This is a genomic window from Streptomyces sp. NPDC048415, assembly GCF_040651675.1.
GTDB lineage: Bacteria > Actinomycetota > Actinomycetes > Streptomycetales > Streptomycetaceae > Streptomyces.
Map to the genome: position 1 here is coordinate 1 of NZ_JBEZKJ010000152.1, position 12299 is coordinate 12299.

Genomic DNA, 12299 nt, shown 5'->3' on the forward strand with positions numbered 1-12299 from the left:
TGCTTGCGCGTGATGTCACCGGCCGGTGCCTCCAGCTTGATGACGTCCGCCCCCAGCCACGCGAGGATCTGCGTCGCGGACGGACCGGACTGCACATGCGTCATATCCAGAACGCGCACGCCCTCAAGAGCCTTCGCCATGATCGCCACCTCACTTGTACGTCGCCGTCACCACCAGCCAGCTCCATACTGTAGATTGCATACCGTATGGAGTTGCTCCCATGGTTGCGGTAGACGCAAGGGATGTCCAGGGGGCGCCGAGAAGATTTCACCTTCCCGCTCAGCCGCTCCCTACGGTCAGCTCCCCTCTCAGTCAGCCGTTCGGCCACGCCTCTGCGCGGGGCGGGCGGGCGCGATGACGGTCGCGACGGTTCCCGAGGGAACGCCGCTCTCCTCCCCCAGGACTTGGCAGCGCTTCCGTCCGTGGCGCGACCACGGTGCCGCTGTCCATGCGCACAGCAACGCGTCGATGAGGTCCTCGCGGTGCTGGTAGTCGGCCGACGCCACGGGCATGGGCTCATGGATCAGTCGGCGCGAGGCCGGGTGGGAGGAAGGCCGGAGGGGCGGATCGGCGACGGCCAGGCCCGCCATGCGCGCGATCAGCTCGTCGCACTCTTCCGCGCGCACCGCCGACGACTGCGCCCTCGGCACGCGCGCCGCGGACTGTTGTACGTGGGGCGCTCATGGTCGTAGCCCAATTCGACCCCCAACCCCCGCTACACCGGCCACCAGGTCTGGAACCGAGAACGCACCGACCACGAACTCATCGACCCCGCCAACACCAGCGGCCACCGGGACGTGATGCGGTGGAACGCCCCCACCGACTGGATCATCTCCGCGAAACCGGCGCATCCGGCCCTGGTCAGCGAGGCTGATTTCGTCACCGTCCAGCACCTCCACGCCGACCGGCCCACGGCTCCGGGCCGCACCTACCTCCTGGCCGGACTGCTGCACTGCGCACTGTGCGAGCGCCGCGTGGACTCCCACTGTGCCCACCGCCCCGCCTACCGGTGCCGGCACGGCCACACCAGCGCCACCCCATCCGCCGGCGACCGGGCGCCCAACGCCTACATCCGCGAGGACCAGGTCCTGCCCCACCTGCCCGCACTGCTCATCCGCCTCACCGACCACCAGTCTGAACCAGAGGGCATATCCCCAGCAGACGCCGTCGAGCGCCTTCGAACCATGGCCCTCACGCTGACCTTGGACGCGACAGCCCGGACCCTCACCACAGACACACCACGACGAGAAAGGATCACCATCGGCTGACCACCACCCCGGCACACGCACGCACGCACCGTAGGAAGGAGGAGGCCACAAGGACCCCTGAAACGACAAAGCACCCGCGCCCGGCCGGAAGCCGGAGGCGGGTGCCGGTTTCCCCTGCCGCGAAACGGGAGTCATGGGGTATTGGCGTGTCCGAGGGAGTTGACCACTAACGATACGGTCGTGATCGCGCAAGGACGGCTCGAGCTGCTAGATCCGCCGGGCGGCCCCGCTGGGCGTGACCCGCGCCGACCCTGTGAGAAGCCCGCACAAGGCGCTCGTGAGGACGGGCAGAGCCTTCCGGCACCGCGGCCAGGCCCGCGCGAAGGCTCCGAGGGCAAAACAGTCCCCGGTAGTGCTGCACGTGTCCTGAAGCTTCAGTCGTCACCGTTGCCTCGGTATCGCGCCGGCTTGCCGGGGGCCTGAACCACATCCTGTCGAAGTCGCTCCGCCGACTAGACGTCCTCATCGACTTTGCGATTTTTTCGGTGTTGTGGCCTGGTAACCAGGATGCACGCACTATGCCCCAAGTCAATAGGTTGTAGGTAAATTTTTCAGCATTGGGCGAAGGCGCGTTACTAGCCCGCTGATTCCGGTGCATGCCCCTACCCGCCCCGTACCACTCCATAACGGCTGTACCGCCCGCGACCTGGGACGACGCTTTTCCGGAGGCGAACGGCACCATCGAACCCTGTGCTCGTGCGAGTGCTCTACCTGATCACTGCGCCGATCTGCGCGTGGCTCGCTCTGCTGTGCCGATTCTCCGCGGCAAAGGGGGTCAAGATATTGATGTTGCGGCACGAACTCGCGGTGCTACGCCGCCGGGCCTGGCCGGGCCAGGCGCTGATCACCGCCCTCGCCCGGCTACTCCCCCAGTCCCTGCAGCGCCACCTCATCGTCTCTCCGCGAACCCATGCTGGGGGTTCCGGCGCGTGTACGGCGAACTACGCCGCCTAGGGCACAGGGTCTGCCCGGCCACCGTCCGCCGCATCCTGCGTGCCGCCGGATTCGGCCCAGCCCCGCGCCGTCGCTGCGGTGGCGTGGGCGGTTACGCCGAGGATGTGGACGGTGCGTGGGCCGACCTCCATGACGAACAGAGCGTTCGGGCGCTGCGGGCCGACGGTGTCGAGGTGGAAGTAGTCGGTGACGAGCAGGCCGTGGGCCTGGGCCTTGAGGAATGCGGTCCACTCACCGCGCGCGGGGCTGGGCCACCCAACTCGCCAGAAACCTTCTCGCCGACCTCGGCGACCGCGCCTCCGGCTTCCGCTGCCTGCTATGCGACCGCGACACCCTCTACCCCTACGCCTCGCAGTATCGCGTGGCCGAACAACTCGCCCGAGATTCCATCCTGCTGCCCACCGTCGTCTCTGTAACGGCACTGATCACCGTTGCCGCTCTCCTCGAATTAGACCGCGCGCGGACGCCATCTCCTGGCAGGATCCGGCAGTGGAGCGCCAGCAGCACGGGTCGCTCGGCAAGGTTCTGAAAGCCGTGCACCCTGCCGGTGAGCAGCACTATTGCGGCTCGCTCCGCGCCCTGTTCGCCGTCGAACACTCGATCATCACCGCGATCTGTCTTGGGTTGTGAAGACGCCGTCGAAGGCCTGGGTGTAGCGAGGTTCTGGGCGGCGGGCAGGGCTGAGGTCATGACGACATCGAGCAATGCTCCGCCAGGCGGAAGAAGCCCGCGCCAAGGCTCCAGGCGTTGAGGGGCTACGCAATCGTTTTGAGGACGGCGGGCAGCGGGATAGCGGGCCGGTTGGTTCCGCGGGCGGGGAGACCGCTGCCTCGAACATGCGGTCACTCGGCCGCCGGCGTCGCCCTTGAGCGCCAGGAGCGCCAGGTCCTCAGCGGCGCCGCTTGCCGCCCCGTCTGCCGTTCTTTCGGTGGCCGCGCTGCTGAACAAGGCCGACGTGGGCCTTGCGCTCCCGGGGCACACGCTCGGCTAGGGCCTGAAGGTCCGCGAGGCCCTCCCGGTCCGGGTGACCGGAGGCCAGAGCTGCCCGGAGGGCTTCTTCGGCCTCGCGACCCTGTTGGCGTAGTACCTCGCTCACGCCGTCGGCGCCGGTCGCCTCACAGAGCTGCAACAGGCTTTCAGCGACCATAAGCAAGCTTTCCGGCTCCGTGAGGTCCTCGGGGGTGAGAATCTCCCGACGGGCCAGGAGGCTCAGCGCGGTGGGAGCCAGCGAGGGGTCTGAACGCAGGCTTCGCAGCAGGAACTCCCCGTCGTCGAGCGTTGAGACGAGGACGTCCAGCATGGCCTCGGCGCGGGTACGGAACGGCATGGTCCGCACCGCGTGGACGAGCTGCTCCTGCGCCGCGGACCGGTCGCCGTGGACGGCGATCCACGCGGCGAGCTCCACCCGGGCGGACTCCGGATCGTAGTGATCGGCGAGGACGCCCAGCAAACCGGCCGGCGAGGCCTGGGCAAGCTCGCCAATCAGGGGTGCATCCCGGCCTTCGGCCAGCAGCCGACGGCGCACGGAGTCCGTTCCGAGGTCGGTGAGACGGATCAACTCGACCGGGCCCGCGCTCAGTTCGGACTTCAGTTTCCGGGCCCGCTGGGTGGCCTCGTCATCCAGCAGAGCGTCATTCAACAGGGCGTCATCGGGCCGTGCGCCGTCCAACAGGGCGTCACCCGACAGGGTCTCGTCCAGCAGGGCGTCATCCAGCAGCCCGGCAAGTCCGGTCGGCATCCCTGGCAGCATGCCGGACGGCGTCTCGAGGTCGTCATTGTCCTCGGTCGGTATTCCGGCCCACCCCTCGAGGTCGTTCTCGTTCATCGCCAGATCCGCAAAGACAGGATCGGCCATCCCCTGGTGGCACTCGATCGCCCCCAGGTCCTCCAAAACACTCAGCACGGTGCGCAGATCGTCATCGGCCTGTTCGAACCCGATGGGCCCCGTAGCGAAGACCTCGAGCAGGGAACTCGAGCGGTAGGCGAGGTGGACGGTGTCCCGCAGCTGGGGCCAGGGCATGGGGTACGGCAGGCTGTAGAGGGTTGCCAGTACGTCGGGCAGGACGACGTCGTACACGTCGTACTCGTCGAACAGCACGGATCCTCCGTACCTGCCGCCCCGCCCGCCCCTCACTGGGCTCGGCAGCTCACGGAACGCGTCGAACGCGCGCCGCCACAGTGCAAGCGGGTCGTTCAGCACAGGCTCGGCCTTGGCCACCGCGTACAGCCTCCCCTTGGCGACTCGTATCAGCCTGGCCTTCTTCGCCCACTCCACAAGGAGGTTGAGGCGCGGCAGGTCCCCGGACGAGCGGACCGAGTCCGTGTCGTCTCCGGTGTCCAGCCGTTCTACGAGTTCCCGGGCATCTGACAGACGCAGCCTGCCGGAACCGGTGAGCGTTCTGCGGTCGCGCCCCGCCCACTCGGCCAGGCCGCGCAGCTGCCGCAGGACCGGTGACCGGCCGGCCTGCTCCCGCAGGACGTCGTCGCCCGGGAGCGCGACCGGGAGCTGCGGCTCGGACCGTACGGGCCCGGAACTCCGCATGTGCCGCTCGACGATGGTCTGAAGCACCTCCGGGTCGTAGGGCACCTCGCCACCCTGTGCCCGCCCCACGAAGTCCTGCAACGCCTGCTCGTCGAGGACGTCGACGCCCTGCTCCGCGGCGGCAGTGATCCAGAACTTCGCCAGGCCCCAGAGGCTGCGGTCGGCCATCGCTTCCGCGTAGCGGGGCGCCGCCGCGTCGACGGCCTCCAGCACCTCGGGCAGTGACGCCCCTCGGGGATCGGCAAGACGGACGGCATCCAGATACCGCAGCAGGCACCGCAGAGTGCCCGGCGCATCGGCGGGCTCCTCGTCGGGAAGTACGCTCACCGTCCGCGGAACCCAGTCGAGCAGGAACTCCTCGACGCACCGCTGGTCCCACAGTCCCAGCCTGCCGTCCGGCGTACCGAGATGGCGATAGTCCAGCGCGGCTTCGACGACGAACGGATCGGCGTCGATCCCGTTCTCCCAGGCCCACTGTTCGAACCGGCGGACAAGAAGAGCACAAACGGCCTCGTACTCGTTCTCCTCCGCGGGATTGAAGATCATCCGCATGGTTTCCCGCTCTTGTCTTCGCAGGGCTCTGTCTCGTTGCCCACGCTACCGGCCGTGACGAACAAGCCGGTCCCAGAACCGACAGGACGCCGAGAACAGGTGCGGCAGTGCTGCCGCGGGTGCTCACCACACATGCGCACCGGTTCTCCCTGCCGTCCCCCGTCAGGCGCACCGCACCCGATGCGTCGCGGTGCGAGCGGAACAACCGTCGAGGACAGGGGGGGCGGCACCCTGGAGGAAGAGAAGATGTGAAGGCGGGAGAGGAGGCGTGATGCGGACCAGCGACGAGATCTATCACCGGGTCCGCTGGGACCCACGGTTCGACCCGGCCAGGTTCGCGCTGGGGATCAGCCAGCGCGGGGATGCCCTCAAACGCATTCCGCTGCCTTCCTTCGTGCCCGGGGGCGACATCCCGTGGCACCGGGTGGTGTTCATCGAGGCGGACGGCGAGGTGGTCTGGGACCGGGCCACAGGTGTGGACCGCATCGACGCGTCGGGCGCCGGCCGGGTACGGAGCCCGCAAGCGGACTTGAGCTTCTGCACGAGCTCCGGCAGGGGTGAGCGCGCCGGCGTCCTCGACGTGTCCCCGACGGCCCGCACGGCGGTGGCCTGGATCCCGCCTGCGGAGCTGTGGCCGCCGATCCAGGACATCCGCCGGGACTACGATCCGCAGATCCACCGCTGGCCGCCGCACGTCAATGTGCTCTTCGGCTTCGTGCCGGAGGCCGACTTCGAGCGGGCGGCCCCGCTGCTCGCCGCGGCGACGGCCGAGACGCCGGTCTTCACCGCCCGGCTGGACGGGGTGCGCACCTTCCGGCACAGGGCGTACTTCACCGTGTGGATCGACCCGACTGCGGCCGACCAGGCGCCGTGGGCGGACCTGCACCGCGTACTGCAGCAGCGATTCCCGCGCTGTCGTGGGCCTGCCAAGAACTTCACCCCACATCTGTCCCTGGGCTGGACCCGGGATCCGCGGCGAGTCACCGCCGACTGCGCCACCCGGCTCGACGCCATGACGGCGACAGTCTGGGACCTCGTCCTGCTCTCACGCAGGGGCGACGGGCCGATGCGGCCACGGGCCACGGTCGCCCTGCGCACGGGCGAGGTCCGCCGGCTGCCCGCGCCCGGCCCCGAAGCGCCGGGCCCGGAGGACACGGCCTGGCTCTCCGAGATCACCAACAGGTGATTCACATAAGCCAGGTGAGGCAAAGCGCCGCCCGGGATTCAGGTCGCACGGGCGGAGTGTTCTGACGCCTGCCGGAGATGCGTCAGCGCCCGCCCCTCCCAGCAACCAACGGTGGCTCGCTGGGCCGGTCAACGGCGCCTCTTGCCTCCCTTGCGAGCCCCCGGCCCTTGTTCTTGCCGTGCGACCGCTGTTGGACCACACGGCCGACGCGTGTGCTCGACTTGCGCAGCACGTCCTCGGCGACAGTCTTGAGTTCCGCGATGCCCACCCGGTCCGGACGGCCGGAGGCCAGGGCGGCCTCGATTGCCTCCTCGGCCTGGGAGCCCTGGTCACGCGGCATCTCGCTCACCCCGTCGGGACCGGCCGTTTCCAGGAGCTGCAGCAGGCTCTCGGCGACCATGAGGAGCGCCTCCGCCTCGGTCAGGTCCTCCGGGGCGAGCAGGTCCCGGCGCACCAGGACGCTCAGTGCGGTGGGAGCCGGAGCCGGATACGCAGGTTTCGCAGCAGGGTCTCGCCGTCGTCGAGCGTGGTGACGAGGACGTCCAGCATGGCCTCGGCGCGGGTACGGAACGTCATAGCGCGTACCGCATCTGTGCGCTTCTCAACGGCTGCCTGCGGCTCACCCACTGCGTGCGGCTCGCCCGCTGCATGTGGCTCGCCCGCTGCATGTGGCTCCCCGCGGCCCGCGGATCATCCGCTGCGCGCAGATCGCCGTGGGCCGCCGTCCACGCGGCGACCTCGGCGCGGGCGGAGTCCGGATCGTAGTGATCGCCGAGGACTCCCAGCAGGCCGGCCGCGGGGGCCTGCGCGCGTTCGCCGATGAGCGGGGCGTCCCGGCCTTCGGCCAGCAGCCGCCGGCGTACGGATTCCGTGCCGAGATCGGTGAGGCGGATCAACTCGACCGGGCCTGCGGTCAGTTCGGCCTCTCGCTGCCGGGCCTGCTCGGCGGCGCCTAGGATCTGGGCGAGCTCGGGCGGGAGTCCGGCGGGCCGGCTCGGGGGGGACTCCTCGTCGAGCGGCAGGTCGAGGAAGACAGGGTGGGCCATGCCCTCGTGGAGGGTGACGGCGCCCAGGTCCTCCAGCGCGGCCAGTACCGTATGCAGATCGCGGCCGGCGTGTTCGAACCAGATGGAGTGCCCGCCGACGGCACCCAGCCGGCCCAGCCCGGTGGGCGAGGTGTCCGGAGTCCCGCAACCTTGGCCAGGGTATGGGTACGGGGTTGCGTCTGCCGAATCAGACACCTGGAGGTACGCCGCCGAGACCGACTCGGCGGAACCCTCCACGAGTACCAACATGCCGCCTGACCAGGCCGGATGATTTATCGGCACCCACTGTGTTGCTCGCACTCCTCGTGGAGGGCGAGCAGGCCGGGGAGCGGGACGTACACGTGCTCGTCCGCCGACCGGGTAGTTACCGTGACGACGGCGCTGTCCGTCTTGCCGTACCGGCAGGCCGCTGCTGCCCCACATGCGCGGTCGCGCGGTCGCCCTTGGAATCGCCGGAGTCGTCGATGGCCAGCACCCCGCCCGGGTGCGGCGCGGCCCGCGCATGGGTCAGCAGCCGCTACGGGCGCCGGGAGTTGACCTGCTCGTGGTCCCAGCGGACTGCGAGGGGAAGAGCTGCAGCCGCTGCCCCGGCCGCCGGGCAGCCGCCACCGGCTCGGCCCCGGCCAGGCAGGCAAGCGTCTTGTTGCGGTCCCGCGCCAGTCCGTCTTCGGACCGCCAACCGGACTCACACCTCCTGGAGGTTGGCACCAGTCGGCGTCTGACCCCGACACGTTCCATCGTCACGCGGGCCGGCCACAGGGCACCGGGCCGATGTCCGACTGGGGATCAGACGACGTGACCATCAACGTCTTTCAACAGCATGGCAAGCAAATCGCTGCGAACCTCCGAGACCAAAAACGGCGCCTACTCCGGCCTTTTGTAGTTGAGGGCGGAGCCACGCGGCCCGTCCGCCGTACCGCAGTCCAGAGCACCGACCATCGTCGAGGAGGCACGCATGGTCCCCGAGCCCCTCCCGCAGCGAGCCCTGCGCGGCCACAGGCCACATCGCCCGACGCCCCGAACCGCCGCCAAGCTTTGTCTCTCGGACACCCCCCGGACACTGCCGCGGCGGTGTTTCGTCAATTTTGGCCGGTCGGATGGTCGGACCAACTGTCCCTTTCCATGGGAAGGTTTTCGTGCACCGGACATCACGAACAACAACGAGACGTCGGTTCACCGGGGTGGCGACGGCCGCCTGCCTGATCGCAGCCATCGCCACCGCAACGGGCACCGGCACAAGTATCGCCGCACCGGCCTCTGACACCGCGACGCCGATCAAGCACCTGGTCGTGATCTTCCCGGAGAACATCTCCTTCGACCATTACTTCGGCACCTACCCCAACGCGGTCAACCTGCCCGGGGAGCCGGCCTTCCACGCTGCGCCCGGGACGCCCACGATCAACGGGCTCACGCCGGAGCTGCTCACCCACAACCCCAACGCCGCCAACCCGCAGCGGCTGGACCGCAGCGAGGCGCTGGTCTGTGACCAGGACCACGACTACGCCGCCGAGCAGCAGGCGTTCGACCACGGCCTGATGGACAAGTTCATCGAGAGCACGGACAACGAGAAGTGCGCGGCGCCGCACATCTCCAAGCCGGGCCTGGTGATGGACTACTACGACGGCAACACCGTCACCGGGCTGTGGAACTACGCGCAGCGTTTCGCGATGAGCGACAACTCCTACTCCACCGTGTTCGGCCCGACTGTGCCCGGCCACCTCAACCTCGTCTCCGGCCAGACCCACGGCGCGATCTCGTCGAAGCCGTCGGCCGCGGTCGTCAACGGGACCGTGATCTCCACCAGCGTCTCGGCCGCCTTCGAGGACTGCCCGAAGTCGCCGACCGCTCCCAAGGTCCAGATGACCGGCAAGAACATCGGTGACCTGCTCAACGCGAAGAACATCAACTGGGGCTACTTTTCCGGCGGCTTCCGGCCGACCTCCCGCAACGCCGATGGCACCGCGGTCTGCGGCTCCCACCACCTCAACATCGGCGGCGAGAACGTAGAGGACTACCACGACACCCTCGAACCGTTCCAGTACTACAAGTCGACCGCCAACCCGCATCACCTGCCCCCGGCCTCGTCTGCGGAGATCGGGCGCAACGGGCAGGCCAACCACCAGTACGATCTGTCCGACTTCTGGACCGCCGTGGACGCCGGGAACATGCCGACCGTGTCGTACCTCAAGCCGCGAGTTTCCCAGGACGCGCACCCCGCCCAGTCCGACCCGCTGGACGAGCAGCACTTCATCGTCGACACCATGAACCGGCTGCAGAAGTCCAAGGACTGGAAGGACACCGCTGTCGTCCTCGCCTACGACGACAGCGATGGCTGGTACGACCACCAGATGAGCCCCATAGTCAACGACAGCCAGAGTTCGCAGGACGCACTGACCGGTGACGGGATGTGCGGCGCCCGCACCCCGCTGGCCGGCTACCAGAACCGCTGCGGTCACGGTCCGCGCCAGCCGCTGATGGTCTTCAGCCCCTACAGCAAGGTCAACTCCGTTGACCACGCCCTCACCGACCAGACCTCGATCCTGCGCTTCATCGAAGACAACTGGTTGGGCGGACAGCGCATCGGCGACGGCTCCTTCGACGCACTCGCCGGCAGCCTGAACAACATGTTCGACTTCAGCCACCCGTACCCCAAGCCACTGATCCTCGACCCGAATACGGGCGAACCCCGCAACTGACCAAGTTGCTACCAGCTTCTTCAACGGCAGGCCGTCTCCCATTGTTTATCGCAGGAAGGTTCCCGTGCAGCGATCATCACGAAGAATAAAGAAACGTCTGGTCATCGGGGCGGCTGTGGTCGCCGCCGGTGTGACGGCAGCCGTCACCGGTGTGGGCACGGCCTCAGGCGTGGCCGCGGCAGCGCCTGCCGCCACGACCCCGATCAAGCATGTGGTCGTGATTTACCAGGAGAACGTTTCGTTCGACCACTACTTCGGCACCTACCCACAGGCCACCAATACCTCCGGTCACCCGGTCACCGCCAAGCCCGGTACACCGGCAGTCAATGGACTCAGCCCTGCCCTGCTCACGGCCAACCCGAACGGGGTGAACCCTCGTCGTGACGACCCGGCACATGTCAACGACGTGCTGACCTGCGACCAGGACCACAACTACAACGACGAACAGCGGGCGTTCGACGGCGGGAAAATGGACCGGTTCCCGCAGACGGTGGGCAACGCTGGGGGCACGAGCCCCGAGGGCACGCCGTGTGCCGCCGGGGACGTCATGAACTACTACGACGGGAACACCGTCACCGCGTTGTGGAACTACGCGCAGCGTTACGCGATGAGCGACAACTCCTATGGCACCACGTTCGGCCCTTCGTCACCGGGCGCGGTCAACCTGGTGTCCGGCAACACCGGCGGGGTCGACATGGCCCACACGTCGGGCAACCCGTCGATCGCGACTGCCGCGAAGCCGAACGCCGACCTCACTCCGGACGGCAAGGGAGGCTACTCACTGACCAGCGACGCGCAGCCGTACTGGGACGACTGCTCGACCCGTGACGCGGTCGCGATGAGCGGTAAGAACATCGGCGACGAGCTGAACGAGTCCGGCGTGTCGTGGGGCTTCTTCGAAGGCGGCTTCCGGCCGACGACGTCCTTCGCCGACGCCGCGACGACGACCGGGCACGCCGGCCAGTCGGCTGCGACGTTCGTCCCCGACGAGTTCCAGAACGGCGGCTTCAACAAGGCGGTACCGAACTCGACGAACCAGGGCATCTGCAACGCCGTCCACCCGGTCGGCGCCGGCCTCACCGGTCCTCTGCAGGCGGGCACCGGACAGTACGGGTGGAAGGACGACTACATCCCGCACCACCAGCCGTTCAACTACTACGCCTCGACCGCGAACCCGCACCACCTGACCGTGCCGACCGACACGCGTGGACAGGACACGACGGCCGGGTTGCGGACCGTGGGTACTGACACACAGCACTACAAGGATGGGCAGCCGCAGTTCGACACGCCCAACCACCAGTACGACACGAGCGACTTCGACCAGCTCGTCGCCGCGATCAACCACGGCGACCTGCCTCCGTCGGCACTGCCCGGCGTCAGCTTCCTCAAAGCCGGCGGGTACCAGGACGGGCACGCCGCGTACTCCGACCCGATCGATGAGCAGCAGTTCATCGTCAAGGAGATCAACGCGCTGCAGAAGACCCCCGACTGGAAGAACACCGCAGTCGTCATCGCCTATGACGACTCGGACGGCTTCTACGACCACGCCTACAGCGGCGTAAAGAACCCGTCCGCCTCGGTCGCCGACGCGCTGACCGGTACCGGTGCGTGCGGCACGGGGACGCAGCTGGCGGGTCAGTCCGGGCGATGCGGATACGGGCCGCGCCTGCCGCTGCTCGTGATTTCTCCGTGGGCCAAGAGCAACGCGGTTGACCACACGCTCACCGACCAGTCCTCGATCCTCCGGTTCGTCGAGGACAACTGGAGCCTGCCACGTATCGCCGGCAGCTTCGACGCCGTTGCCGGCAGCCTGGACAACATGTTCAACTTCGCCGCAAAACAGGGGCAGGGCAACGCGCACGGCAATGCGCCGAACGCCAAGCCATTCTTCCTTGACCCGGCAGCGGGGCAGCCGGTCAGCGGCCAGTAGTACACGGCCAGTTCGTCATCGTCGAGTAGTGGGGGGGGGGGGGGGGGGGGCCCCCCCCCCCCCCGCCCGGCGGCGCAGGCCGACCCCCCACAACCCCGACGCCCCCCCCCCCACCCGACCCCCAC

General features: G+C 68.4%; 10 protein-coding genes and 2 pseudogenes. 7 read left to right on the plus strand and 5 right to left on the minus strand.

From position 1 onward, the window contains the following. Together AB0D27_RS43210 and AB0D27_RS43215 are read right to left on the minus strand one after the other, a co-directional pair. The coding region (locus tag AB0D27_RS43210) for a CoA transferase (protein ID WP_362520581.1) at window positions 1-140 on the minus strand (140 nt) is incomplete at its 3' end. Window positions 141-308: 168 nt separating this feature from the next. Next, window positions 309-650, minus strand: a complete 342-nt coding sequence (locus AB0D27_RS43215; RefSeq protein ID WP_362520562.1) for a hypothetical protein — start codon at window positions 648-650, stop codon at window positions 309-311. 114 nt (window positions 651-764) lie between these two features. On the opposite strand from AB0D27_RS43215, the gene AB0D27_RS43220 reads away from it, so the two are divergent. From AB0D27_RS43220 to AB0D27_RS43235, 4 genes and pseudogenes are all read left to right on the plus strand, one after another. Beyond that, window positions 765-1268, plus strand: coding sequence for a zinc ribbon domain-containing protein (locus AB0D27_RS43220; protein WP_362520584.1), 504 nt, complete (start codon window positions 765-767; stop codon window positions 1266-1268). Window positions 1269-1964: 696 nt separating this feature from the next. Further along, window positions 1965-2222 (plus strand): hypothetical protein, encoded by a 258-nt coding sequence (locus AB0D27_RS43225; protein WP_362520565.1) that lies wholly within the window; start codon window positions 1965-1967, stop codon window positions 2220-2222. A 334-nt stretch (window positions 2223-2556) separates the two neighbouring features. After that, window positions 2557-2751, plus strand: a pseudogene (locus AB0D27_RS43230) (hypothetical protein); the annotation flags it as partial. Then, a complete protein-coding gene (locus tag AB0D27_RS43235) occupies window positions 2712-2852 on the plus strand; it encodes a hypothetical protein (RefSeq protein ID WP_362520587.1) in 141 nt (46 codons plus the stop codon). The pseudogene AB0D27_RS43230 and the gene AB0D27_RS43235, both read left to right, overlap by 40 nt. 259 nt (window positions 2853-3111) lie before the next feature. On the opposite strand, the gene AB0D27_RS43240 is transcribed toward AB0D27_RS43235, so the two are convergent. Further along, the gene (locus AB0D27_RS43240) at window positions 3112-5310 is read right to left on the minus strand and encodes a hypothetical protein (protein ID WP_362520568.1); all 2199 of its coding nucleotides are present in this window, start codon (window positions 5308-5310) and stop codon (window positions 3112-3114) included. A gap of 277 nt (window positions 5311-5587) precedes the next feature. Here AB0D27_RS43240 and AB0D27_RS43245 point away from each other — a divergent pair. Then, a pseudogene (locus tag AB0D27_RS43245) lies at window positions 5588-6424 on the plus strand (RNA repair domain-containing protein); the annotation flags it as partial. Between the two features lie 160 nt (window positions 6425-6584). On the opposite strand, the gene AB0D27_RS43250 reads toward AB0D27_RS43245, so the two are convergent. Together AB0D27_RS43250 and AB0D27_RS43255 are read right to left on the minus strand one after the other, a co-directional pair. After that, on the minus strand, window positions 6585-6956 hold the full coding sequence (locus AB0D27_RS43250) for a hypothetical protein (RefSeq protein WP_362520571.1): 372 nt from the start codon (window positions 6954-6956) through the stop codon (window positions 6585-6587). Between the two features lie 118 nt (window positions 6957-7074). Beyond that, on the minus strand, window positions 7075-7785 hold the full coding sequence (locus AB0D27_RS43255) for a hypothetical protein (protein WP_362520573.1): 711 nt from the start codon (window positions 7783-7785) through the stop codon (window positions 7075-7077). 944 nt (window positions 7786-8729) lie between these two features. Here AB0D27_RS43255 and AB0D27_RS43260 point away from each other — a divergent pair. Together AB0D27_RS43260 and AB0D27_RS43265 are read left to right on the plus strand one after the other, a co-directional pair. Continuing rightward, window positions 8730-10244: an alkaline phosphatase family protein gene (locus tag AB0D27_RS43260; protein ID WP_362520576.1), complete on the plus strand. Its 1515-nt coding sequence runs from the start codon at window positions 8730-8732 to the stop codon at window positions 10242-10244. A 64-nt stretch (window positions 10245-10308) separates the two neighbouring features. Further along, window positions 10309-12174: an alkaline phosphatase family protein gene (locus AB0D27_RS43265; RefSeq protein ID WP_362520579.1), complete on the plus strand. Its 1866-nt coding sequence runs from the start codon at window positions 10309-10311 to the stop codon at window positions 12172-12174. Window positions 12175-12299 lie beyond the last annotated feature (125 nt).